The 24,815-nt window shown below is 39.3% G+C and carries 22 protein-coding genes; 18 read left to right on the top strand and 4 right to left on the bottom strand.

The genetic code is table 11. The annotated features are described in order from the left end of the window. Window positions 1–108 precede the first annotated feature (108 nt). Genes B1NLA3E_RS13195 through B1NLA3E_RS13150 form a run of 10 tightly spaced genes read left to right on the top strand, consistent with a single transcriptional unit; the run spans window position 109 to window position 11,965 of the window. Entirely contained in the window at window positions 109–1,440 is a 1,332-nt protein-coding gene (locus tag B1NLA3E_RS13195; protein WP_015594330.1) for a 5'-deoxyadenosine deaminase, read from the top strand. A gap of 50 nt (window positions 1,441–1,490) precedes the next feature. Beyond that, complete coding sequence (locus B1NLA3E_RS13190) at window positions 1,491–2,486, top strand: XdhC family protein (protein ID WP_015594329.1); 996 nt, start codon at window positions 1,491–1,493, stop codon at window positions 2,484–2,486. Next, the gene (locus B1NLA3E_RS13185) at window positions 2,483–3,349 is read left to right on the top strand and encodes an FAD binding domain-containing protein (protein ID WP_015594328.1); all 867 of its coding nucleotides are present in this window, start codon (window positions 2,483–2,485) and stop codon (window positions 3,347–3,349) included. The genes B1NLA3E_RS13190 and B1NLA3E_RS13185 overlap by 4 nt, the downstream gene beginning before the upstream one ends. Before the next feature lie 22 nt (window positions 3,350–3,371). Further along, entirely contained in the window at window positions 3,372–5,648 is a 2,277-nt protein-coding gene (pucD, locus tag B1NLA3E_RS13180) for a xanthine dehydrogenase subunit D (protein ID WP_015594327.1), read from the top strand. Between the two features lie 31 nt (window positions 5,649–5,679). Next, a complete protein-coding gene (locus tag B1NLA3E_RS13175) occupies window positions 5,680–6,195 on the top strand; it encodes a 2Fe-2S iron-sulfur cluster-binding protein (protein ID WP_041580515.1) in 516 nt (171 codons plus the stop codon). Next, window positions 6,195–7,691, top strand: coding sequence for a factor-independent urate hydroxylase (gene pucL, locus B1NLA3E_RS13170; protein WP_015594325.1), 1,497 nt, complete (start codon window positions 6,195–6,197; stop codon window positions 7,689–7,691). The genes B1NLA3E_RS13175 and pucL overlap by 1 nt, the downstream gene beginning before the upstream one ends. After that, on the top strand, window positions 7,688–8,044 hold the full coding sequence (gene uraH / locus B1NLA3E_RS13165) for a hydroxyisourate hydrolase (protein ID WP_015594324.1): 357 nt from the start codon (window positions 7,688–7,690) through the stop codon (window positions 8,042–8,044). Before pucL ends, uraH begins: the two co-directional genes overlap by 4 nt. A 55-nt stretch (window positions 8,045–8,099) precedes the next feature. Further along, window positions 8,100–9,434, top strand: a complete 1,335-nt coding sequence (locus tag B1NLA3E_RS13160) for an allantoinase (RefSeq protein WP_144061479.1) — start codon at window positions 8,100–8,102, stop codon at window positions 9,432–9,434. A 16-nt stretch (window positions 9,435–9,450) separates the two neighbouring features. Next, window positions 9,451–10,683 (top strand): M20 family metallo-hydrolase, encoded by a 1,233-nt coding sequence (locus B1NLA3E_RS13155; RefSeq protein WP_236619575.1) that lies wholly within the window; start codon window positions 9,451–9,453, stop codon window positions 10,681–10,683. Between the two features lie 31 nt (window positions 10,684–10,714). Then, the gene (locus tag B1NLA3E_RS13150) at window positions 10,715–11,965 is read left to right on the top strand and encodes an ArgE/DapE family deacylase (protein WP_015594321.1); all 1,251 of its coding nucleotides are present in this window, start codon (window positions 10,715–10,717) and stop codon (window positions 11,963–11,965) included. Between the two features lie 57 nt (window positions 11,966–12,022). Here the strand turns inward: B1NLA3E_RS13150 and B1NLA3E_RS13145 are convergent, their stop codons facing one another. Further along, the gene (locus B1NLA3E_RS13145; RefSeq protein WP_015594320.1) at window positions 12,023–12,961 is read right to left on the bottom strand and encodes a thermonuclease family protein; all 939 of its coding nucleotides are present in this window, start codon (window positions 12,959–12,961) and stop codon (window positions 12,023–12,025) included. Window positions 12,962–13,095: 134 nt separating this feature from the next. Here B1NLA3E_RS13145 and B1NLA3E_RS13140 point away from each other — a divergent pair, with 134 nt between their 5' ends. Then, the gene (locus B1NLA3E_RS13140) at window positions 13,096–14,937 is read left to right on the top strand and encodes an SEC-C domain-containing protein (protein WP_187292104.1); all 1,842 of its coding nucleotides are present in this window, start codon (window positions 13,096–13,098) and stop codon (window positions 14,935–14,937) included. A gap of 251 nt (window positions 14,938–15,188) precedes the next feature. On the opposite strand, the gene yfkAB is transcribed toward B1NLA3E_RS13140, so the two are convergent. After that, window positions 15,189–16,301, bottom strand: coding sequence for a radical SAM/CxCxxxxC motif protein YfkAB (gene yfkAB, locus B1NLA3E_RS13135; RefSeq protein WP_015594318.1), 1,113 nt, complete (start codon window positions 16,299–16,301; stop codon window positions 15,189–15,191). Between the two features lie 439 nt (window positions 16,302–16,740). On the opposite strand from yfkAB, the gene B1NLA3E_RS13130 reads away from it, so the two are divergent. From B1NLA3E_RS13130 to B1NLA3E_RS24845, 4 genes are all read left to right on the top strand, one after another. Beyond that, a complete protein-coding gene (locus B1NLA3E_RS13130) occupies window positions 16,741–17,250 on the top strand; it encodes a mismatch-specific DNA-glycosylase (RefSeq protein WP_015594317.1) in 510 nt (169 codons plus the stop codon). A 70-nt stretch (window positions 17,251–17,320) separates the two neighbouring features. Continuing rightward, window positions 17,321–17,761: a peptidylprolyl isomerase gene (locus B1NLA3E_RS13125; RefSeq protein ID WP_015594316.1), complete on the top strand. Its 441-nt coding sequence runs from the start codon at window positions 17,321–17,323 to the stop codon at window positions 17,759–17,761. Between the two features lie 247 nt (window positions 17,762–18,008). Then, window positions 18,009–18,437 (top strand): cell wall hydrolase, encoded by a 429-nt coding sequence (locus B1NLA3E_RS13115; protein ID WP_015594314.1) that lies wholly within the window; start codon window positions 18,009–18,011, stop codon window positions 18,435–18,437. 154 nt (window positions 18,438–18,591) lie between these two features. Beyond that, window positions 18,592–18,876 carry a hypothetical protein gene (locus B1NLA3E_RS24845; RefSeq protein WP_144061477.1) on the top strand — a complete coding sequence of 95 codons (285 nt, stop codon included), beginning with the start codon at window positions 18,592–18,594 and terminating at the stop codon, window positions 18,874–18,876. A gap of 54 nt (window positions 18,877–18,930) precedes the next feature. On the opposite strand, the gene B1NLA3E_RS25330 is transcribed toward B1NLA3E_RS24845, so the two are convergent. Then, window positions 18,931–19,593 carry a hypothetical protein gene (locus tag B1NLA3E_RS25330; RefSeq protein WP_015594312.1) on the bottom strand — a complete coding sequence of 221 codons (663 nt, stop codon included), beginning with the start codon at window positions 19,591–19,593 and terminating at the stop codon, window positions 18,931–18,933. A gap of 712 nt (window positions 19,594–20,305) precedes the next feature. Between B1NLA3E_RS25330 and B1NLA3E_RS13100 the strand changes: the two genes are divergently transcribed. The 3 genes from B1NLA3E_RS13100 (at window position 20,306) to B1NLA3E_RS13090 (ending at window position 23,394) form a co-directional block, all read left to right on the top strand. Further along, entirely contained in the window at window positions 20,306–21,409 is a 1,104-nt protein-coding gene (locus B1NLA3E_RS13100; RefSeq protein WP_015594311.1) for a CotH kinase family protein, read from the top strand. Between the two features lie 122 nt (window positions 21,410–21,531). Then, a complete protein-coding gene (locus tag B1NLA3E_RS13095) occupies window positions 21,532–22,605 on the top strand; it encodes a hypothetical protein (RefSeq protein WP_015594310.1) in 1,074 nt (357 codons plus the stop codon). 114 nt (window positions 22,606–22,719) lie between these two features. Next, window positions 22,720–23,394 carry a hypothetical protein gene (locus B1NLA3E_RS13090; RefSeq protein ID WP_015594309.1) on the top strand — a complete coding sequence of 225 codons (675 nt, stop codon included), beginning with the start codon at window positions 22,720–22,722 and terminating at the stop codon, window positions 23,392–23,394. A gap of 42 nt (window positions 23,395–23,436) precedes the next feature. Here the strand turns inward: B1NLA3E_RS13090 and B1NLA3E_RS13085 are convergent, their stop codons facing one another. Next, on the bottom strand, window positions 23,437–24,765 hold the full coding sequence (locus B1NLA3E_RS13085) for an arsenic transporter (protein ID WP_083935189.1): 1,329 nt from the start codon (window positions 24,763–24,765) through the stop codon (window positions 23,437–23,439). Between the last annotated feature and the right edge of the window lie 50 nt (window positions 24,766–24,815).

Here is a 24,815-nt window from a genome sequence, read left to right as displayed (position 1 = left end):
GATTTGCTCATATGTTTATAGAAAGGATATTTTACGTGTTTTCGAGATTTACCGTCTCTTTTTCAAATGAGAGCTTGGTTAGAGTTCATATGAGGAGGAGATTAGCGAGTGAAAATCCTAATAAAGAATGCCGAAATCATTACGATGAATCGGGAAAACGAAGTGATTCACGGTGACTTGTTAATTGCGAATGATCGGATTGTAAAAATAGGGAAGAACATACAAGCCACAGAGGTAGACAAAATGATTGATGGATCAGGAAAAACAGTCATTCCCGGTTTCGTTCAAACCCATATCCACCTCTGCCAGTCTTTGTTTCGTGGTCAAGCAGACGACTTAGAACTATTGGATTGGTTAAAGGAGAAAATCTGGCCCCTCGAAGCGTCTCATGACCAGGAGTCGGTATATTACTCCGCCCTTCTCGGTATTGGTGAATTAATCCAAAGTGGTACGACCTCGATTATTGATATGGAGACCGTTCATCATACGGATGCCGCCTTTCAGGCGATGGCCAAAAGTGGGATTCGGGTTATTTCTGGAAAAGTCATGATGGATAATGGGCAGGGAGTTCCCCATCAATTGTTAGAAACGACGAATGACTCCATCCAGCAAAGTGTAGATCTCCTAGAGAAGTGGCACAATTTTGATAATGGAAGAATTCAATATGCTTTTTGTCCCCGTTTCGTTGTTTCATGCACAGAAACATTACTAACCCAAGTAAGAGATCTTTCGGATTATTACAATGTAAAAGTGCATACACATGCTTCGGAAAATCTTGATGAAATAGCAATGGTGGAACAAGAAAGAGGTATGAGAAATATTGTTTATCTTGATCATCTCGGCTTGGCGAGTCCTAAGCTCATCCTTGCTCATTGTGTATGGCTAAACGAAGAGGAAAAAAAGATTATTAAAGATCGGGGTATCAAAGTAAGTCATTGTCCAGCATCTAATTTGAAATTAGCATCAGGAATAGCGGAAGTTCCTGATTTACTAAAACGTGAAATTCCGCTTAGTCTTGGTGCAGATGGTGCTCCTTGTAATAACAATTTGGATATGTTTAATGAAATGAGACTAGCTTCAATTATCCAAAAAAACATCCATGGACCAACAGTCATGAATGCCGAAACTGTTTTTCGGATGGCAACAATCGGTGGTGCTGAAGCAATGGGCCTTGAAGGAGAAATTGGTAGTTTAGAAGAAGGGAAAAAGGCTGATATCGTGATTATGAACTTAAATGATTTTCATTGTTATCCATCCTTTGGAGTGAATCCCATATCTCGCATCGTCTATTCGGCAACGAGAGCGGATGTTGAAACCACGATTATTAATGGAAAAATCGTGATGGAAAATCGATTCATGAAAACTATTGATAAGAACAGTGTTTTACATGAGTCAGATCAGTCTATTAAAAGACTTTTAAAGCGAGTAGCTGATTTCTAATCAATCAGTATGACAAGTTTCCTATACGAAACGAAAAGGGGGCCTATTCATTGTCTGATATCTATTCTGTAATCGATAAAATAAGTTTATCTACAAAGAATAATGTATTGGCCACTCTTGTACAAGTAGAAGGTTCTGCGTACAGAAAAGTTGGTGCATGGATGGTTATGGTTGAAAATGGATCGCAAACTGGAATGATTAGTGGTGGATGTGTTGAAGTCGATTTGGCTGAGCGGTTTGACTCTATTTTACGGGAAAATAAGGCTTACTTGACTACTTATAATACGCAGGAGGAGGGCGATTTGATTTGGGGACAAGGGACGGGATGTAAGGGAGTCATTAAAGTCCTACTTGAACCAGTTAATAATCAATTACGTGAAAATATTCGTACATTAAAAAGGGAACTGAATCAAGGAAATGACGTTGTCATGATAAAAAAAATGACAAATGATCATGAAGTTACTGATTACATTTTCCTTACTAACAGAGGACATTCATTTGGAAGTTGGCAAGGATCAATTCCTACCTCATCAACACTAGCTGACCAAGGACTTCACTATTCAAGTGCAGATAATGGTTTTCTTTACGTGCAACATATCTCCCCAAGACCTCGATTAATTGTTTTTGGTGCAGGTCTAGACGCCATTCCCCTTGTAGACCTCGCTTATAAAACTGGATTTAATGTAACAGTCGCAGATTGGCGACCTGCCTACTGTAATGCTCAATACTTCCCAAATGCACACAACACTAGGGTGGGAACTCCATCTGAACTTATTTTGAAAATTAATCCTTCAAAATATGATTATGTGATTCTTATGACTCACAACTTTCAAAAAGATGAAGAACTCCTGAAGATATTGTTAAAAGGAGAACTTCAATATTTAGGTTTATTAGGTTCAAAGGAGCGAAGCCGGCGATTGTTAAAAGATTACCAGACACCCGCTTGGATCCATTTTCCGGTAGGTTTACCTATCGGGGCGGAGGGTCCAAATGAGATAGCCATTAGTATTGTCGCAGAAATCATAAAAACAGGTCGTGCATCATGATGGGTTCATGCCAAATTGATAAGCTGTTTTCAAGAGTGGAGGTACCCGTTCAACTTGAGGATGCTTGGAAACTTGGCCAAACAGAAAACACCTGTTTTGTCTCTGGAGGAACTCTCCTCCAGGCAAATTGGGAAATGGGGTTAGCTCCTCCTGTAAATATTATTAGCTTAGAATCAATCGCAGAAATGCGCACCATAGTTCCAATCATATTGGATGGCGAAAAGTATATCAAAATAGGTGCTCTTACAACCTTGACTGAAGGGCTCCAAGATCCGTTAATCATAAAAAACGCTGGTATTCTCTCAGCTGCTTGCAAGAATATTGCTGCACCTGCGGTCCGTAATCGGGGAACTATCGGAGGGAATATAGCAAGCGGAATTGGTGATAGCATCCCTGCCTTACTTGCGCTTGATACTAAATTGATTATTTATGAAAATAACCGTAGTTTCACCGTTGCCCTGGAGGAATGGCTAAACCAGAGATCCACTTCAATCATCTGCTCCATCCTTATTCCCACTAATAAAGTGGAAGTAGATATGAAGAAATATTTCCGGAAAGTGGGACGAAGGGAGACTTTCACCGCAGCGTTAGTAACGGTTTCAGCTGGTTGCAGTGTCGGGAATGACAATCGTTTAAAAGATGTTCGACTAGCAATTGGTGGAGGACAGCATAGGCCGAAACGTCTTGTTGAAAATGAGTTACTGTTAGAAGGAACGATTGCCACTCCTGATTTATTGAAAAGTGTGTACAGCACTATTTTTGAAGAGATTGAATCATATAATGACACCTTTGCCACTGCTAAATATCGGAGAACAGTGGCAACGAACCTATTCATATCATTTTTGAAAGAATGTATAGCCTAAGGGTGAGATAGGGAGAGTGGCGATGAGATTAACTAAGGAAGCGTCGGGAGAAAGGTGGAATATTCGGCCGGATAGTCTCAAAAAAGTGACAGGAGAATTGAAATATTTAACTGATTTATCTTTTCCAGACATGCTGTATGGGAAGGTTCTAAGGAGTCCTTATCCACATGCCAACATCCTTTCAATTAACATAGAAAAAGCAAAAGAGTTGGCAGGTGTGGTAGCGGTGATCACGCATGAGGATGTTCCAGGGATGAATCGATTTGGTTTGGTATTCCCAGACCAACCGGTATTGTGTGAAGATCGGGTCCGTTTTGTGGGTGATGCAGTCGCAGCGGTTGCTGCAGAAACTGAGGACATTGCGGCACATGCTCTAAAGTTAATTCAGGTTGAATATGAAATTTTGCCCATTGTTAACGATCCAGAAAAGGCCATTCTTAGTGATAGTATCAAACTGCATCCAAATGGGAATATTCTTCATCGCTCCTCTTATAGAAATAGAGAGGCTGTGGATCAGATCCTTTCGGAATGTTATGTCATCGTTGAAGAAACTTATGTTACACCAAGGCAAATGCATGTTTATATGGAAACCGAAGGTGGAATAGTTGTTCCAAATCGAACAGGAGGCATTTCTGTTTATGCGGCAACGCAGCATGGATTTAAGGATCGGATGCAATTGGCGCGGATCCTTGATCTTCCTGAAAGTATGATTCGGATCATATCCAGTCCGATTGGGGGCTCCTTTGGTGGAAAGGATGAGTTAAATATTCAACCGTATGCATCACTGCTTGCAATCAAATGTGGGCGACCAGTAAAAATCCACCAAACTCGATTGGAATCTGTAAAGGCAGGTCTAAAAAGGCACCCAATGAAAATAACAATGAAAACCGGAGCAAATCAAGACGGAACGATTTTAGTACATCAAGTTAGGATATGGGCTGATACTGGTGCCTATGCCACCTTAGGCCCTGCAGTATTAGATTTTGCAGTTGAGCACGCAACCGGCCCATATTACATTCCTCATGTTGATGTAGAAGGGGTTTCTGTTTATACAAATAATGGAGTTTCAGGCGAGTTTAGAGGGTTCGGTGGTAATCAAGTTACCTTTGCCTTAGAATCTCAAATCAATCGCCTTGCAGAAAAATTAAGGATGTCACCAGTAGAAATTCGCGAAAAAAATATTTGCGATATTCAGAGGATTGGGCCAATCGGGCAACGCATTGTACCAACTAACGGGGCTTTAGAGGTTCTAAAAAAAATTGCCAGTTCACCCATTCTCCAAACAGGTTTTGGTGAAGCTGAAGAGAAGCAAACTCTTCGAGGAACGGGAATGGCCATCGCTATGCATGGTGGTGGTCTAGGCTTTGGTCGCCCAGACCCTTCAGGTGCCCGACTCTCCTTAACAAGAGAGGGGAAAATCGAAATTGCCTTTGGCTTTGAAGAAATGGGTCAAGGTCTCCTAGCATCAATTGAAATCATTATGATAGAACAATTAAAGTGTGGAAAAGCGGACTTAGAAATTATTATTGGAGATACCGACCTAGTGCCAATATCTGGATCGTCTACGGCTTCACGAGCAACAAACATGCTTTGGCAGGGGATAAAAAGGATGAAAGACCCCTGGTGTCAGCAATTACTTATCGAAGCTTCGAGTTTAACGGGAATTCCGCTTGAGCGATTACGAATGGGACCAAATGGTGTCTGGGACACAGACGATAATAATGCCCCAATCATCACTTTTCAAGAGATTGCAAACCAAGTAGAAAAACTGCCTTCGATTACCAGCTTTTATCAATTTCCGACGACCCCTGATGCCACTGTGGGTGGCCATTATTTATATACCTTTGGTGCTGTGGCAGTTGAAGTCGAGGTGGATAAACTAACTGGCAAAGTTAAAGTGACCAAAATCGATCATGCTGTGGCTGCTGGACCGATTGTTAACCCGATGGGATATTTGGGGCAAATAGAAGGCGGCGGGGTAATGGCAATTGGTTTTACGTTAATGGAGGACGCAGTAATGGAGAAAAGTAAATATGTAACTGAAAATCTAGATACCTATCTCATTCCGACCATTTGTGATGTACCACCCATAACATCTGTTGAAGCTATCGAAACTTTACTTGAAGGAGATCATTTTGGGCCAAGAGGAGTTGGGGAAATCGGAACAGTATCCGTGGCCCCAGCTATAACAGCAGCAATCCAAAACGCCACGACCTTTCAAGCTAACAAGTTACCAATATCAGCCGAAGAAATACTAATGGTTTTTCAACAGCAGAATCTTAATGCCATTTTTTCTTGATAGGAAAAAAAGTGAAAGGAGTGGGGAATCCATGTCGGTTGAAAAACTTTTTCCCAATAAACTCAAGTGTAAACCAATACCAATGATGCCCTTTTCCTTTACTATTAACGGTCAAAAAAGAAACCTCGATGTTCCACCTACCTATCGTTTAGTGGATATGATTAGAAATGAATTGAATTTAACAGGTACGAAATTGTCATGTGGAATCGGGCGCTGTGGAGTTTGCGCTGTCTTAATGAATGGTAAGTTAGTAAACTCCTGTTTAATAATGGCTTACCAAGCCAATCAAGCAGAAATTGAAACGATTGAAAGCATAGCGACAAAGGATTTACATCCCATTCAAGAAGCTTTTATTCAGGAAGGCGCCCTGCAATGCGGATATTGTACCCCAGGTATGATTATGGCGATAAAAGCTTTACTGGATCAAAATAGCAAACCAACCCGTGAAGAAATCGAATCGGCTCTTTCCGGTAATCTATGCAGATGTACGGGGTATGGAGGGATTATTAGGGCGATTGAAAGAGTTGTTAGCGTTGGAGGGGTCTGATGATCACCGTCACAGAATTGAATCAAATGAGTGAAACTGAATTTGTTACTAAAATAGGTTGGGTTTTTGAAAACACCCCGTGGGTATCAGAGAAAGCATGGGAATATATACCGTTTAGCTCAATCGAATCCCTTCATAAAATAATGACGGAAATAGTAAAACAAGCTCCAAAACAGCAGCAATTAGATTTAATTCGCGCTCATCCAGATTTAGGCACTCGTATTAAAATCAATCCGATTTCTCAAACTGAACAAAATCAGGTTGGCCTTCACCAACTAACAGTTACGGAATTTGATCGTTTTGTAAAAATTAATCAAAGATATTTAAAAAAATTTGGATTCCCGTTTATTCTAGCAGTTCGTGGTCACAATAAAACCTCGATTTATTCATCCATGATTAATCGAGTAAACAACCCTTATCAGATTGAGTTCGAAACTGCCTTAACCGAAATTAATAAAATTACTCTTTTTAGATTGAGAGATTTATTGATGAATGAAGGGGGAGGAACGGGTATGGAAAGTCCAGCTTCAGATCGGGTAATGTTTTATGGTAAAGGTGATGTGTTTACCTACAGGACATATGCATCACCACTAAAAGATGTTAAATCGATACCAGAATCAACGGTCAGAGGGAGAGAAAATGTGATCTTTGGCGTTAATATCACGGTTGCAATTGGTGGTAAACAATTCCTGTCCTCTTTTTCTGAGGGCGACAATGGATTAGTGGTTGCGACCGATTCCATGAAAAACTTTATTCAAAGACAGCTTGCTTCATATTGTGGTTCGACTATTGATGGTTTTTTAAATGAGGTTGCCCAACAATTTCTCCAAACCTATCCACAAATGGAGACTGTCAAAATAACAGGTGAGGAAATCCCGTTTCTTTCAACAAATTGTATTACAAAACATCAGCTACAAAAAAGTGAATTAGTTTTCAAAAAATCACGAAATGAAAAATCTTTTTCTACAGTCGAAATAATCCGCAGTGGCGATACAATCAAGAGGATTTCCCATATAAGTGGTGTTAGGGAACTTCAATTAATCAAAATTAGTGGGAATTCTTTTGTGGGGTTTGTTCGTGATGAATACACCTCCCTTCCTGAAGATGACAATCGGCCCTTGTTTGTTCATTTAAATATTAGCTGGAAGTATCAGCAGGATCATGACATATTTGGCGAAAATCCTGAAAAGTATGTGTTAGCAGAACAAGTGACTGACATAGCAACTGCTGTTTTTCATGATCTTGACACCAAATCCATTCAACAATTAATTTACCAGATTGGTATACGAATCCTGGATCGTTTCCCCCAGCTGTCGGAAGTGCTATTTGAATCCCAAAATCGTACTTGGGAAACCGTTGTTGATGAAATTCCTCATTCGAAAGGTAAGGTTTACACAGAACCACGGCCACCCTATGGTTTTCAAGGCTTTACAGTAACCAAGCAGGACTTGGAAAAAGAAAAATTGTCTTCTGTCCAAAAGGAAAGTAAACGATGAGCCATGGTTTAACTACTCATGTTCTAGATTTGACCAAAGGTATTCCAGCAGCACATTTAAAGGTGGAATTATGGCAAATCCCCGAGGTGAAAGAAGGGAGACAATGGTTAGGAAGCGCGCTAACTAATAAACAAGGCCGGATCGAAAGTGGGCTTCTAAATGAGATTGTTACTGGAGAATATGAAATGATTTTTTTTATTGGAGAGTATTATCAAACTAGCGGGACTAGTCTTGCTGACCCCATATTTTTTAATGAAGTTCCAGTTCGGATTGCTTTAAGTGGTGAGTCGCAGCACTATCATATTCCGTTGCTTATTTCACCATGGGGATATCAAACCTATCGGGGTAGTTAACTCATTTCAATGACCCAATTCCTCGGCGACGGAAAATTTTCACGTTAGGAAGAGGGTGAATGATGTGAATGAATATGACTTGGTCATCAAAAATGGATCTATCGTATCTGAAAGTGGGATCGTTAAAGCAGATCTTGCTATTCTTCAGGGTAAAATCGTGGAAGTATCTACGGGTATCCCTGAAACAAAGGGTAAGCAACAATATGATGCAATGGACTTGCACATCCTTCCGGGATTAATTGATACCCATGTCCATTTAAATGAGCCTGGTCGGGCAGAGTGGGAGGGGATTAGTTCTGGAAGTAGGAGTTTAGCGGCAGGTGGGGTTACAACCTATTTTGATATGCCCTTAAATAGTTCCCCGCCCACTATAAATCGTGAAAACTATATGAAAAAAAAACAATTGGCCAATCAGTTATCATTGGTTAACTTCCAGATTTGGGGTGGTTTGGTTCCAGAAAATTTAGATCAAATGGAGGAGTTAAAAGACTGTGGAGTGATAGGTTTTAAAGCGTTTATGTCAGGAAGTGGAATCGACGATTTTCACTCGTCGGATGAGTTAACTTTGTACAAAGGTATGGAAAAAATCTCCAATTTAAATATGATTTTAGCTGTTCATGCAGAAAGTGATCATATCAACTTGCCTTTAACACAAAAAATAATCGAAGAGGGACGATATACTGGCAAGGATTATTCAGAGTCTAGACCGGTTGCCTCAGAAATAGAGGCAGTCCAAAAGGTAATCACCCTTGCAAAAATGACGGGTTGTAAGCTTCATATTGTTCATGCAAGCAGCAGTCGTGTGGTTGGAAAAATTCAACAGGCCAAATTGGATGGGGTCGATATTTCCGTAGAAACATGTCCCCACTATTTATCTTTAACGGTTGATCATCTGGATGAGCTTGGAGCAATTGCTAAATGTGCCCCACCATTACGTGATAAACAAGAGGTTGAACTACTTTGGAAATCACTTCAAAGGGGTGAAATCGATATGATCGGTTCTGATCACTCTCCATCTCCAATTGAAATGAAAGGTGGAAACATCTTTGAAGCTTGGGGAGGGATCTCCGGTGCACAATCCATGTTAAATATATTATTAGAAGAAGGATATTGGAAAAGACAGATACCGCTGGAAACAATTGTTAGGCTGACCTCAAGCGCCCCAGCCAAAAGATTTAATCTTTATCCAACAAAGGGAAGCTTGAATGTTGGTAGCGACGCTGATATAACCATTATTGACCTCAAGCAAGCCTTTATTTTAAAAAAAGACGATTTGTTCTACAAACATCCCCATAGTCCCTATATTGGTAAGAAATTCCGCGGGAAAATAATTGCTACCTTAGTAAATGGTCGATGTGTATTTCATTGTGAGCAAAACCATCCACTTTAAAAAGGGGGGATATTGTGTGAAAGAGATTAACGTTCAAAGGATCATATCAAGGATTGAGCAATTGGCAAAATGCTCCGAAACATCTTTAGGTGTAACTCGCTTGTCTTTTACCGAGCAAAGTGAACAAGCGGATCAATTGGTGACAGGTTGGATGCAAGCTGCAGGAATGGTGGTTCGGAAGGATGCCATGAATAATTTGATTGGTAGATTTGAAGGAAGGAAGAAAGATGCCTCCGTTTTGCTGATAGGTTCTCATATTGATTCTGTTTTAAATGGTGGAAAATATGATGGGACCTTGGGTGTAATTACTGCAATCGAGGTCATTGGACTATTAAACGAGAATGATGAAATTCCAGAGCACCCGATTGAAGTCATCAGTTTTTGTGATGAAGAAGGAGCAAGATTCCATACCACATTTCTTGGGAGTCGAGCGATGGCTGGTACATTTCCTCGGGAGGATTTAGAAAGGAAAGATGATAACGGTATCTCACTTGCAGGAGCGATGCGAAACCAATATTTAATACCAGAAAGTTTTCCCTTGGCTAAGCGAAATGAAGAATCATTGTTTGGGTATCTCGAATTGCATATTGAGCAGGGTCCAGTGCTTGAACAGGTCAATCAACCTTGTGGTGTGGTTATTGGGATTGCAGGTGTATCTAGGTATTCTTTTACCATAAAAGGGTTAGCTGGACACGCAGGAACGGTACCGATGCAAAATCGTTGTGATGCCCTTTCGGGAACTGCCGAGGTTCTAATGAAAATTGAAGAAATGGCAAAATTGTATGATCCGATTGTGGCGACAGTTGGAAAACTGGTGGTGAAACCTGGGGCTAGTAATGTCATCCCAGAAACCGTAACTGGGACACTTGATATTAGAGGAACCAATCAAACGAATAAAACCGAATTCATTCATGGCCTTTTTGAAATTATAAATGAGATTTGTAAAAGAAGAAGGTTGTCATGCCAATTCGAAAATATAATGGAAGTTTCACCAGTCGCTTGCTCTGATATCTTTATTAATATAATTGAAGAAACCCTGTTGGAAAACGGGGTCAGCCCAAAGCGGATGATCAGCGGAGCTGGGCATGATGCCATGGCGATAGCTCCCATAACAAATATTGGGATGATCTTTGTGCGTTGTGAAAAAGGTCTAAGTCATTGCCCGGAAGAATATGTTTCAGGTGATGACATTAGAGTCAGCGCGAAGGTATTGCTAGACACTGTAAAGCAGATAGCTAATATTCGATAAACTTAACAACATATGGTAAGGATGTGAAAGGATGACAGATGAATTTGAAAAGCAGAAACTTCTCCGATTCATTGAAAGCAGGAGAGTTGACTTGGTTCGCTTTTTACAAGAACTGGTGGCGATCCCATCTGATAATCCGCCGGGTGATTGTGGGGTGATTGCAGAGCATGTACACCAACGCCTTCAAGCTTACGATTTTAAGCAAGTGTCCATGCATGAAATATCCCCTGAAGAATCAGCAAAGATTGGGATGACCAGGGTTTCAAATGTGGTTGCTTATGAAGTGTTTGATGTCGAACAAGGTCCAGAAATAACGTTAAATTCCCATGGTGATGTAGTGCCGCCAGGGGCAGGTTGGACAAAAGGTCCTTATGGTGGAGAAATAATTGATGGTAAGCTTTATGGCAGAGGGGCTGCAGTTTCAAAATCTGACATCGTTACTTTTATATTTGCTGTCTTAGCATTAAGAGAAGTGGCTACCAGTTTGGAAGGGAAAGTATCACTTGCTTTTACGTTTGATGAAGAAACAGGTGGAGAAATGGGACCAAAATGGCTACTTGAAAAGGATTTGATCAAACCAGATTATGCCGTTTGCCCCGGCTTTTCTTATTCTATTGTAAATGCCCACAATGGCTGTTTACATATGGAAGTGACGATCAAAGGAAAACAAGCACATGCAGCTGAGCCCCAACATGGTCATGATGCTTTGGAATCGATGACAGGAGTACTGGCTGTTCTTTATCAATACCGAAAAACTCTTGCTTCTAAAAAGTCAAACGTTCCCGGGATCACTTCGCCCACACTTGTGGTGGGAAAGATCTCGGGTGGAATTAATACTAATGTCGTTCCAGATGAATGCAAGATTCGCTTAGATCGGCGTCTCATTCCAGAGGAGAATCCCGAGGAAGTAGAAAAAGAAATAATTTCGATTATTACTAAGGCTGCTGCCAAGGTAGACGGGATAGAAATTGAAATCAAAAGAATTTTATTGGCCAAAAGCTTTGGCCCAATTTCCGAAGACTCATCTTTTGTTCAATCCTTTAAGAGGAACTGGCAGCAAATCATGGAAGGGGAACTGTTGATTCATGGTTCACCTTTATATACCGATGCAAGGCATTTTTATGAAGCGGGTATTCCAGTGCTATTATTTGGGGCTGGGCCGAGGACTTTATTAGAAGCAAATGGACATAGAGCGGATGAACATGTAAACATTGCTGATTTAGTAAATGCAACGAAAATAGTTGCACTTAGCTTATTTGATCTTCTTAAACGAAATAATTAACTTATATCATGACAAGAAAGGAGCAATCCGCTTGGGAATTGGTCCTTTCTTGTGGTCTTATCGCTTAGATTTGCGATAGCCTGCCGCTTGAGCCTCAGCCTCTGTGCAAAACCAAACGATATTATCCTGTGTGCTTTCGTAGTAGCTTCCTCCAGGAACATGATAGATTTTGCTGTTTGCGTTTCCTTTAATCTTTCCTGCACAGCTTAGATTTGTTTCTTGATCATCGCTCGGATCGTTTGTGTATGATCCACCAGAATTAGAATTAGAATTAGAATTAGAATTAGAAGCTGGTGGCGTCTCTACTGTTCCTTCAGAATGATATCCATCCTCCTGGGCATAGTTTTCAATGCTCCATATTCCAATACCAGAGGCTTGTGCCTTTTTTTGAACCTCACGGAACCGATCAACATATTTCGTATTCGGAGGGAAAACGGCTACCCTTGCTAATCCTTCTTCAAGGAGGCGTTCATTAAATAAAGTATTCCCGAACCAAACATAGGCGAGAAGTCTGCCATATTGATCCCGTTGTCCGACATCTAGCTCTAGGGTGACATCTTTCCCAGTAAGTTCCTTTGAGGTAAAGTTTGAAGCTTCTTTCCCAAATGGTTGAACACCTAATCTGGGGTGTTTTGTCTCGGGTGTGTCGACTAAAATCAATCGAACCTTTTCAGTTAGCCCATTTGCTAGTTGAACCTTTATGGTGTCCCCATCGGTAACGGAAATAACCTTTGCTGTCTGACCTTGTACAGGAGTTTCCACTTGGGTTGTCTCATTTTTTGTTGCTTGATTATTATCTGGCAATTTTTGTGGTAAGGCTTGTTCCACAGGCTTTTGTTTTTCCTTTTGAACCGTCTCCTCTGGCACCGAGCAGCCAGCGGTGATTCCGACAACAAGAATGATTGTTCCAAAAGGAATGAAAACCCACTTTGATTTGATTGAAATTACCAATGTTGTTATTATAAATACTATGAGAATTACTAAGGACAAAAACACCTACATTTTCACTCTCCCCAACTTGAAAAACTCATATTAAATAGTATCACAATTAATCTACCATTAAAATCTGGAAAATTTTTAGAGAACTTAATATGATTAACATTACTCAAACAAGAAAGGTTTGATTATTGGTGAGTATCAACAGAAATGATGCATGTCCCTGCGGTAGTGGTAAAAAGTATAAAAAATGCTGCTTGAAACAAAAAAATGTTGTTCAAATAAATGAAGTCAAGGAAGAACGGTTCTTTCAACAAAAACATGAGCTTGTATTAAAAATTAGAAGTTTTATAGAATCCAAACTATCTTTTAACAGGTATGCACAGCTACAAGCAGAATTTTCTCAGAGGTCTGAGCATACGGTTCCACCGGATTTTGAAGATGGTTTTTTTCAATTTTGGTTATTTTTTTGCCATCGTTATGAAAGTGGACTTCGCGGAATTGAATGGTTTTTTCAAAGCCAAGAAGCTAGATTATCACCTGATGAAAAGACAATGGCCAAGCGTTGGACCGGTCTCAGTCTAAAATTGGTCGAAGCAGTCCAAAAAGGGGACGACTATGTAGTGTTTGAAGATGTTCTAACAAAGGACAAATTCACTGTTAATGATACGAGTGAAAACATCCCTGAATTTTTACCATGGTACTCTACCATCGGCTTACTTGAGGAGTTCGGGGACAAATATTATTTTAATGGGGTTAGGATTTTTAAGGGACCAACCAATTTATATCAGGCAGTGAATCGAGTTCAAAACCTAGTCGAAACAGAAAAGCTAAGTAACGAGCAGATTTTATTTGATTTTTACCCTGAAATATTAAGTTCTTTTTTAACGGAGCAGATTGGCCTAGTAAAAGAAGAAAGTAAAAATCGAGAGATTCCAGAATACATTCTAGAATATGAAGTTTTGAATGAATCTCTTTTAGAAAGCTTTCTTCTGGTAGAAAGGGGATTTATCCTTGATAAGGACGAGGCTGGCAAAAAAATAATTTCGTGGGTGGGAAATTGGAAGCAATATCGGGACAATGAATTAGAGGGAGAAGTGCTATTAGCAGAAGTGTTCGGCGTCATTTCTATTGAAAAAGATAAACTTATTTTTACTAGTTTTGACCAACAGAAAACTGAAGAATTAAAGTCTATTTTGAAAAATGTTTCTCTTATTGTCCAGTTCGTTTCCGAAAAAATAAAGACTATTACGCTCCCATTTAATGCAATAATAAAAAACTCATTTGCTCAAATGAGTAAAGAGGTTCCGCCTTATTTTGCTTTGTATGCACAGGCAGATTTACTATCTGAAATAGACATTACAATTCCTAAATATAATCATAAATCTATCCGTCAATTAGTGGAAAGTAATCAAGTCGTCTGGGCGGATACATGGTTGAAACAAAATGAATACAACCTTTATCAACAGGTAAAACAGCAGTTTAAAAAGGTAGAAGTAACAGCGGATTTTAATACAGTACGAAAACTGCTTAAACTTCCCTTATCTGCTTTTGTCAAAGGAGGTGCCGAAAGACACACTTCTGTTGAACAGATTGGGAATCCTTATTCGCAAAACGTAATAGATAAGGAGGATATTCCTTTTTATGAAGATTTAGGTTTTACTCCAAGTAGTATCGATAATTTTTATGCGAAGGATCTTGTCGCCTTTTTTAAAGAGAAAACGTTTGGGAAAGGTGAGGGAACGGTAAGGAAGTATCGAAGTAGTGTGTACCTCATCAAGGAGCAGTTTGAGAGCCAATCGCTTGAAAGCTGGAACGAATGTGACGAATCTTTTTGGACAAAGATGATTGTGGAAGATCTATTAGAAATTGAAGTAGTGAGTAACTCTTTCCGAAAGGATTTCTTTAGCACGATAAAGGCGTTAACAAAGTGGATCGATTCAAACAAGAATATGTCTATTTCAAAGAGTGCATTAAAGGTTATTAACGATACCGAGGACTGGTTGGCATCTGGAAAGCTTTTTCAAAAAGCATAGATTTTTTGTGTGAAAAATCAAAAGAGCAGAACGACAACTTTCAGTGTCACTGCTCTTTTTTTTTAGGCTGTTTTCGTAAACTTTGTTGCTATTTACCAAAGAGAAGTGTGGTTGATTTCCGCTCCAGGAGGCTCACCTATCCCGCTGCTCCCGCAGGAGTCTCGCACCTTCCGCTCCAATCAACTTCTTTATCAACGGTTTTCATTCCAAAAAACAATTAAAAAACAACTATCTTTTAGAAAAGAGCCTTTTTATTTGGAAATTTTGGCATTATTTTTTGTAAAATCCACCTCAGGATAATAGCGATCCTTTACTAAAATATTAGGTCCTAAGCATTCCACACAAGGGCAATGACAAGTAAGTTGTTTAGCCATTGAGGTGGTTAACCAATTTTCATAAGCGTGTTGTAACCCGGTTTCTTTGATGTTACCTAACGGAGGAATGTCTCCGAAATCAGTCACGATAATATCGCCGCTAAAAATATTTATATTTAAGCGGGATCGTCCATCAGGATCATTTCGAACAGTCACGTTTGGACTTTCATAAAGTCGCTTTAATAACGATAGATCCTCTTCATTTGTATTACAAGGATAAAATGGTAATGTTCCGAAAAGCATCCAAACATCCTGATTACGAATGTCAAGCAAATGGTGAATACCCTGCCTGATTTCATTAATAGACAGGAATGCTAGATTGCTAGCGAAATCACTTGGGTACATCGGATGTATTTCATGACGCTGGCACAGCATTTCGTCAACAATTTGCCGATGAATTTTTTCCAAATAGGGGAACGTTCTTTTGTTAAGCATTGTTTCTGCGGAAACCATAACACCGGATTTTACGAGAGCACGACTATTTTCTATCATTCGTTCAAAGGATTTCAACCGTTGCGAATAACTAGGTTTTGATTCCATTCTTGCAAAGCCAGCGTTAGCAAAATCTTCTTCCGTTCCCCAGTTGTGTGAAATATGTAATACATCCAAATAGGGGGCGATAAGCTCATATCGCTGCAAGTCCACTGTTAAATTTGAATTGATTTGAGTTCGAATTCCGCGTTCATGTGCGTATTTTAGCAAGGGTAAAACGTAATTTTTCACCGATGAAAGTGAGAGCATCGGTTCGCCACCGGTAATGCTTAAGGCGCGAAGAGTGGGGATTTCCTCTAAACTTTTAAGAATAACATCAATGGGTAGCGCTTGTGGGTCTTTCGTCTGTAATGTGTAGCCAACGGCACAATGTTCACAGCGCATGTTACAAAGATTAGTTGTCGTGAATTCAACATTAGTTAGGGTTAGTTTTCCGTATTCCTTCATATCTAAATATGCTTCCCATGGGTCATACATGGGTGTTATTGGTTTTAACATAGTTATCGTAACTCCTTAATAGTTTGAAGATTAGCACAAACTAGACAATATTATAGACCATTTTTATAGTGTTTTGTTAGATTATTGAATAATTTCTCAGGGATTATCTTAAATAATCCTCCTAAATGGTCACTCCACTAGTCTGGAGTGACCAAAGAGAGGGAAAAAGAGGGCGAACGGTCACTCCAGGAGTTTGGAGTGACCAAAGAGAACAAAAAAGAGAGAAAATGGTCACTCCACCAATCTGGAGTGACCAAACAGAATAAAAAAGCGGACGAACGGTCACTCCACTAGTCTGGAGTGACCATAGAGACAAAAAAGAGAGCAGTGTATTCTGGTAATTTAACTAAAAAGGGACTGATAGTAAAGGACGTAGCTAATCAAATACTTGATAAACAAAGATTAAAATGGCTAAAGTAAAAAAGAAAGGAGAATTTGCATGTTGAAACCAATTCCTGATTACCTAAAAGAGGGCTTAACTATCTTATTTGTCGGCTTTAACCCAAGTATTCGTTCAAGTGAATTAGGACATCATTATGCTAATCCAAATAATCGGTTTTGGACTATATTATACAAAGCTGGAATTACACCTAGAAAATTCTCCTCATCTGAGGATGGCCAGTTGTTAGATTATGGATTTGGATTCACAAATATTGTTAATAGGCCAACGAAAACAGCACAAGAAATTACTAGAGAGGAATACAAAACAGGAAGAGAGGATCTAAAACAAAAAATTAGTTATTTTAAGCCGGAAATTGTGTGCTTTGTTGGAAAAGGCGTGTACCAAGAGTATAACAGTAAAAAAGCGATTCCTTGGGGATTACAAACAGAATCGGTTGTTGAGGGGACATTGGATTTTGTAGCGCCATCGTCTAGTGGGTTAGTTAGAATGAAAATTGAGGATATCATAAACATCTATGCTGAATTGCCAAAAATAATGAAGAAGTAGCGTGCTATCCTTTTCTTAAAAACAAAAAAATGATAAGATAAACGTGATTTTACAAAAGGAGATGTTATTAATGGCTAAAAAAGGATACATATTGATGCAAAATGGAGAAAAAATTGAGTTTGATTTATTTCCTAACGAAGCACCGGGAACAGTTGCTAATTTTGAAAAATTGGCAAACGATGGATTTTACAATGGTGTTACATTCCATCGAGTAATTCCAGGTTTTGTAAGTCAAGGTGGAGACCCTAGTGGAACAGGTGCCGGTGGACCAGGATACACAATCAAGTGTGAAACAGTTGGAAATCCACATAAGCATGAAGCTGGTAGCCTTTCAATGGCTCATGCAGGTAAAGACACTGGTGGAAGCCAATTCTTTATTGTTCATGAACCACAGCCACATTTAAATGGAGTCCATACTGTTTTTGGTAAGGTTACATCAGGACTTGAGGCTGCGAAAGCAATGAAAAACGGCGATGTGATGGAGAAAGTAGAAGTATTTGATGCTGAATAAAAAAGTTGGAAAGTAGGGGGAGCAGATTTTGCTCTCTCTTTTTTTATGGAAAAGTGGCTAAAAAACGTTTTCACTATGATTTTGTGAAGTTCAGCTTTGCTCACATCGCCTTTATTATGTTGGAATACTATTTAGTTATTATTCTTCTCACAATTGGATTGGGAATTGGGGCTTGGGATTGTTTTTTGAATATCATCCTTACCCAAGAAAGAATAGGATATTGGGGGAATATCATGGAGGTGATCCAATGGCGGTGGTAAAGGCTAATCAATCAGATATTAATCTAATGGCTCGATTGCTTAGAGCAGAAGGAGAAGGGGAAGGCGTTTTAGGGATGTTGCTTGTTGGAAATGTTGGAATTAATCGGATAAGAGCAAATTGTTCAGACTTCAAAGGACTCCGTACGATTCCACAAATGGTTTACCAGCCACATGCTTTTGAAGCAACGATACATGGATATTTTTATCAACGACCTCGAGAAAAGGAAAAACGGCTTGCACGAAGAGTTATTAATGGGGAAAGATTCTGGCCAGCAAAATTTAGCTTGTGGTATTTTAGACCAGGTGGTTCTTGTCCTGCTCAATGGTACAGTCAACCTTTTGTTGCAAGGTACAAACTACATTGTTTTTATGAGCCCAAAGCCGAAACTTGTGAAAATGTATACAATACTTTCTAATATTTTTCTGAAAATAAATAATACAACAAAAGAGCTTGTGGAGAAAAGTCCCTCTTTTCTCTACAAGCTTCTTAGTTATTCTGCGTTAGTCATTTTAAATGCCCACATATTGGTACCGTTCCAGTATCTTTTGTGGAATTTGTAGTCGGTAGTTTTGGATTTATTACTGCGAGATCTGCTTCGAGACCTGTTTCGATTTCTTCTACGTCTCGAACTGCTGCGCCGTGAACTGCTGCGCCGTGAACTGCTGCGCCGTGAACTGCTGCGCCGAGAACTGCTACGCCGCGAACTGCTGCATCTCGAACTGCTGCGCCGAGAACTTCTACGTCTCGAACTGCTACGCCGAGAACTGCTACGCCGAGAACTGCTACGCCGCGAACTGCTGCGTCGAGAACTGCTACGCCGTGAAGATCGGCGACTTGTTCGATTTATTGTCTGACATGAACCGCAAGTAGTGCGTCGGATACTACGCGTCCTACAGTCCACTGACCGCCTAGTGGATGATCGGCGAGTATAGTAGCGAGAAGAGCGACGGGTAGACCGGGAAGTAGAGCGACGGGTAGATCGACGAGTAGAGCGGCGAGTAGACCGACGGGTAGAGCGACGAGTAGAGCGGCGAGAAGACCGACGAGTAGAGCGGCGAGAAGACCGACGAGTAGACCGACGAGTAGTGCGACGAGTAGACCGGCGAGTAGAGCGACGAGTAGACCGGCGAGTAGAGCGACGAGTAGAGCGGCGAGTAGAGCGGCGAGTAGACCGACGAGTAGAGCGGCGAGTAGAGCGACGAGTAGAGCGACGGGTAGAGCGACGAGTAGAGCGACGAGAAGAGCGACGGGTAGAGCGACGGGTAGAGCGGCGAGAAGACCGACGAGTAGAGCGACGAGAAGAGCGACGAGTAGACCGACGAGAAGAGCGGCGAGTAGATCGACGAGTAGAGCGACGAGAAGAGCGACGGGTAGTGCGGCGAGAAGAGCGACGAGAAGAGCGACGAGAAGAGCGGCGAGAAGAGCGACGAGTAGAGCGACGAGTAGATCGGTGAGTAGACCGACGAGTAGATCGGCGAGTAGAGCGACGGGTAGAGCGGCGAGTAGTGCGGCGAGTAGACCGACGAGTAGTACGACGGGTAGAGCGACGAGTAGAGCGACGCGAACTCCAATTATTTGAAGTATTACTAATTAGTCGAGACGAACTCCTATTTCTGGAGGTACTCCTAGTTTGATGGCGGTTCGCTTGATTTTGCATGGTTCCCATGGTTTGCCGACGAGTACCTCGAGTTCTCATGGTACCCATAGTTTGACGAGTGCTCCGAGTTGTTCGCATGGTGGCCTTCGTTTGATTTCGATTTCCCTGATTTTGTCTTGTCGCTCTTGTTTGTCGACGAGTCATGCGAGTATTCATCGTCCCCTTAATCTGAAAACGCAAACGCATCCGATCCGTTGTTCTCCGTTCACCACGGCTGCTTTTCTGACGGACAGGACGTGATGTGCTTTGTCTGCTAGGGCGTGATACGCTCACATTTTGACTTTTTCTATTTGTTCTGGAGTTTGCATGTTTATTACGACCTCTTGGATCTTGGAACATGAAATCCCATAATCCCATCCCATTTGCATTATCAGCTGCACGCTGAATATCATCACCTGAAAATAGTCCCATTAAGAAACCTCCTTTTTCTAATATCATGGAAAAAGAAACTACAATATTATGAAAATAATATCCTTAAATACCCAGCTAGTTCTTTTCCCTAATATAAAGTACGCAACCACACATAAAATGTCTGAGACAAAAGTTTAGTTTTAAAAAAATAGATGAGTGCCCTATGTGTCATTTGTCTTTATTTTTCATAGGAATAGATTAAAAAGGAAAGGGTTATGAATTTGGATAAGTATACCAACTCAAACATTCCGTTATATCAGCTATTTATTCATCCTTTAGACATTATTGAGCTGAGAAGGGATATTTGGTGTGATGATCCTGTCCCGGCGAAATTAACGGTTAAAAAAAGTAAATATGATATTGATATCGCTTATCGTGGATCCCATATCCGCGACTTTGATAAAAAATCTTACCATGTCACTTTTTTTAAACCTGCAACGGTTCGAAATGCTAAAGAGGTCCATTTAAACGCCGAATATAAAGATCCGTCCTTGATAAGAAATAAATTATCGTTAGACTTTTTTTCGGATATCGGGCTCTTGTCTCCACAATCAAGACATGTTTTTTTAAAAATAAACGGAAAAAACGTAGGAGTATATCTCGAATTAGAATCTGTTGATGAATTTTTTTTAGCTAACAGGAAGCTTCCAGCTGGGGCAATTTTTTACGCAGTGGATGGAGATGCCAATTTTTCATTAATGAGTGACCTCGATAAAGAAGTAAAAAAGTCGCTAGAATTAGGGTATCAAAAAAAATGTGGAACAGAGATTGATGATTATTATTTGCAAGAGATGATCATCAAAGTGAATACGATATTGAGGGCTGATTTTGAAATAGAAATTGAAAAATATATAAATGTAGATAAATATCTTCGTTGGCTTGCTGGAGTCGTGTTCACGCAAAACTATGATGGATTTGTTCACAATTATGCACTATATCGCAATGGAGAAACTGGACAGTTCGAAATCATCCCATGGGATTATGATGCGACGTGGGGAAGAGATGTTAATGGGAAATTTATGGACGAAAAATATGTAAGAATTGAAGGCTTTAATACACTAACTGCTCGTATTCTAGATGTAGATTCATTTCGGAAGAGATACAAGACTTTATTAGAACAAATCTTAAACCAACAATTCAACATAGACTATATGGAACCCATAATACAGACAATGCATCAGAATATCCGTCCATTTGTCTTGCAGGATCCATATGAAAGAGAAAAGATTGAAAAGTTTGATAAAGAACCAGAATTCATTTCCCGTTTCATTGAAGGGAGGTCAAAATATATTAAAAGCAAATTATATAAACTAGACTAAAGGAATGATAGGCAACAGATTTATTTTCATAATTAGGCAAGTTAATTAGGTCATTATACACACGAGATACGTATATATGCATTATAAATAACCAATATGGATAAATGACAAGGAGGATAATAATGATAAGTGAAAATGTGGATGGTAATGATCTATCCGAATCATATCACTCGTTTCTCGAGTCCCTAAAAGGTAAAGTTGTAACAATTTACCGAGGAGGACCAGAATCAAAAACTGGGAAATTACTGGATGTTAAATCTGACTACGTAGCACTTTATGCACAAAACAACAACAACAATAATAACAACAACAATAACAACAATAACAATAACAACCAGAAAAATGGGCAACAGAACAACAATCAAAATAACGATCAACAAAACAACAATCAAAATACGGTGGTTTATTATCAAGCACGTCATGTAAAAAGCATAAGCGAGGATTCAAAGACTAATTCCACTCAAGTAACCGAAACCAATGAAGATACAGTCGAATTCTTTGAGGCAGCCAATTTTTCTCAGCTATTAAATCACTTATTAAAAGAAACGATTCAAATTAACCAAGGTGGACCAGAAACAAAATATGGAACCTTACTTGGTGTAGCAAACGGTTTTGTTATCCTATACACGGAAGATGATGGGATTGTTTATTTTAATATTGATCACGTAAAAAGTGTGAGCAAGTACCAAACTAACGACGATAATAATAACAATAACAATAATAATCAAAATAATAATCAAAATAATAATCAACAAATCATTACCTATCCAGAGTTTCTTGAGGCAGAAGATTTTCATGGTGTATTTAGCCATATGGCGCATAAGTGGGTGTCAATAAATCGTGGGGGCCCTGAAGCAATGGAAGGTGTATTAGTTGAAAATGCAGGTGGTCACTATACACTTGTAAGCAACGAGGAAGTACTACGAATCCACCCATACCATATTAGAAGCATTAGCTCTGGTCCAAAAGGGTCATTAAGTCAAAACAATCAGAATGAAAACAGTGAAGAGAATCAAAGTAACGATCAGTCGACACAAAATTCCAATAATGCGAAAAATGAAAGAAATGAAAACAAGAACAAGGACAAAAACAAAGAAAAAGAATCCAGAAAAACTTCTAGAAGATCTGAAAGTAAAGAATATCAACGGGAGAAAGTTGTGAAAACAATCGATTATGTTTGGAAGGGTAGTAAATAAATTCTATTAAAAAGCCGCATAAACATACCACTTATAGCAATAAATGAATGGTGCATTAGTGATTAATACTGATGCACCATTTTATCTAGAATTTTAAAAAGGAGGGGGGATGAAATGACTGGGATCAAAAGCTATTTGAATATGGAAGTCGAGATTGAAATATCAGGAAGAACATTTTTTACAGGAATACTTCTTGACATTGGTCTTGATATTTTAGTCCTTTTTGATGGACAGGAATATTTATACATTCCACTCATGCACCTCCATAATATTAAAGAAAGAACCATCAAAATAAATGAAGAAGGAACAGTGCAACCAACTGGAAAAATGCCATTTCAAAATGAGAAGGAAACCATCTCTTACCGAAAAATACTCAATAATGCCAAAGGGCAATTCCTGGAGGTTTTTGTTACCGGAAATCGCTCTATTCATGGATATATAACCAGTGTTTTAAATGATTATATTGTCTTTTACTCACCAGTTTATAAAACCTTATTTATTTCCATGCAGCATCTTAAATGGCTAATTCCCTATTCAAGTCAATTAACACCTTATACACTGAGTAATGCAGTTTTACCTGTTGTTCCTTCAAGTATTCCGTTGTCTCGCTCATTTGATGAACAATTAAAAAAATATGAGGGTAAACTCCTTGTTTTTGATTTAGGTGATAACCCAAATAAAGTAGGGTTAGTGAAAAGTATTCACAATAATATTGTTGAACTTATCACAGCAGGAGGTCAAAAAATCTATTGGAAGCTAACGCATTTAAAAACGGTTCATATCCCTTGAATATCCAAAAAAATACCAATGAGGTTACCTCATTGGTATTTTTTAATAAAAAACCAGCTTAATCCAATAATATAAGCAAATCAAGGTGAAAACCATTGATGGAGGGATTGTAAGGATTGTAACCTTAACATATTGTTTCCATGTAATTTTCACATTGTGTTGTTTTAGAATATGCATCCAAATAAGGGAGGCTAACGTACCAATCGGAAATAGGAGGGACCCAATATCACTTCCGATTATATTTGCTAAATAGATGGTTTTCATTGTAATGGGATCAAGGCCCATTTCCGTAAGTGCAAAGGTACTAATCATTAGGGCTGGGTGATTATTAAAGGTATTAGAAAGAATCGCTGTAAGGGTTCCCATTATCAAACTAGCATGAAGCAAGCTGTTTGACACAATAGGTTTTATATACTCAATTAATAGGTGGGTTAGACCGATATTGTGCAATCCAAAAATAATCACATACATGTTAAAGGCAAAAATGAAAATATGCCAAGGAGTTTTTTTTATCATGTCCAAAGGATTAATCTTTAGGATGTACCATCGCCAGCCTAATAACCCAATTGAGCAAAGGGCAGCTACTAAAGAAACGGAGACTCCGATATAGGATGCGACAAATAAGCTGATTCGTACAATGAAAATGAAAATTAAAACCCAAATCATTAGTCTGGTTTGTTTTTTTTCAAATGCCACATCAGGGTCGGATTGTAGTGGATGAAAATTTTGTAATCCAAATAGGCTGATTCGTTTGGGCAATAGGGGAAGCGTTTTGGGAAGGTCTTTATAAAATGTCACAAAAAGTAGACCTGATAGGAACAAAAGTCCAGTTGTTGCAGGGACAAACATCATTATAGTGTGCAGGTACAAATCCATACCTATTATCTTTAATGCAATCAGGTTCACAATGTTACTTACCCCTATGGGTGCACTTGATGCCGTTGCTATAATCGCTCCACTTATAAGATATGGTAATTTTTGGTGATGTTTTAAGCCGATATATTTTAAAAGTAATATTAAAATTGGTGTGGTAATTAAAATACTTCCATCATTATTTAAGAAAAGGGTCATCATAAAGCACAGTAGGTTAGTCAACCAAAACAGTCTGATTCCAGAGTTTTTTGTTGCAATCAAAAGCTTGGCTGCCACCCAATGAAAAAATCCAAAGCTTTCTAATGCAATAGCCATTACCATAGTTGAGATGATTGTAATCGCTGCACCACTTACTTTTGAACTTATCTCACCTAGATCTGCGATTGATACACTGCCACTTATTAATACAAAAATTGCCCCAATGGTGGCAGGAATTGCCTCATTGATTCCTCTAGGTCGCCAAAAAATGAGAGTCATTGTTAATAGAAATGAGAGGATCGTGAAAAAAGGAGTGAATTGTGAAAAATCCAACACCTCCTTTCTAGTTT

It is taken from the genome of Bacillus sp. 1NLA3E (assembly GCF_000242895.2).
GTDB lineage: Bacteria > Bacillota > Bacilli > Bacillales > Cytobacillaceae > Bacillus_BU.
This window is presented reverse-complemented; position numbering and strand designations above follow the sequence as displayed.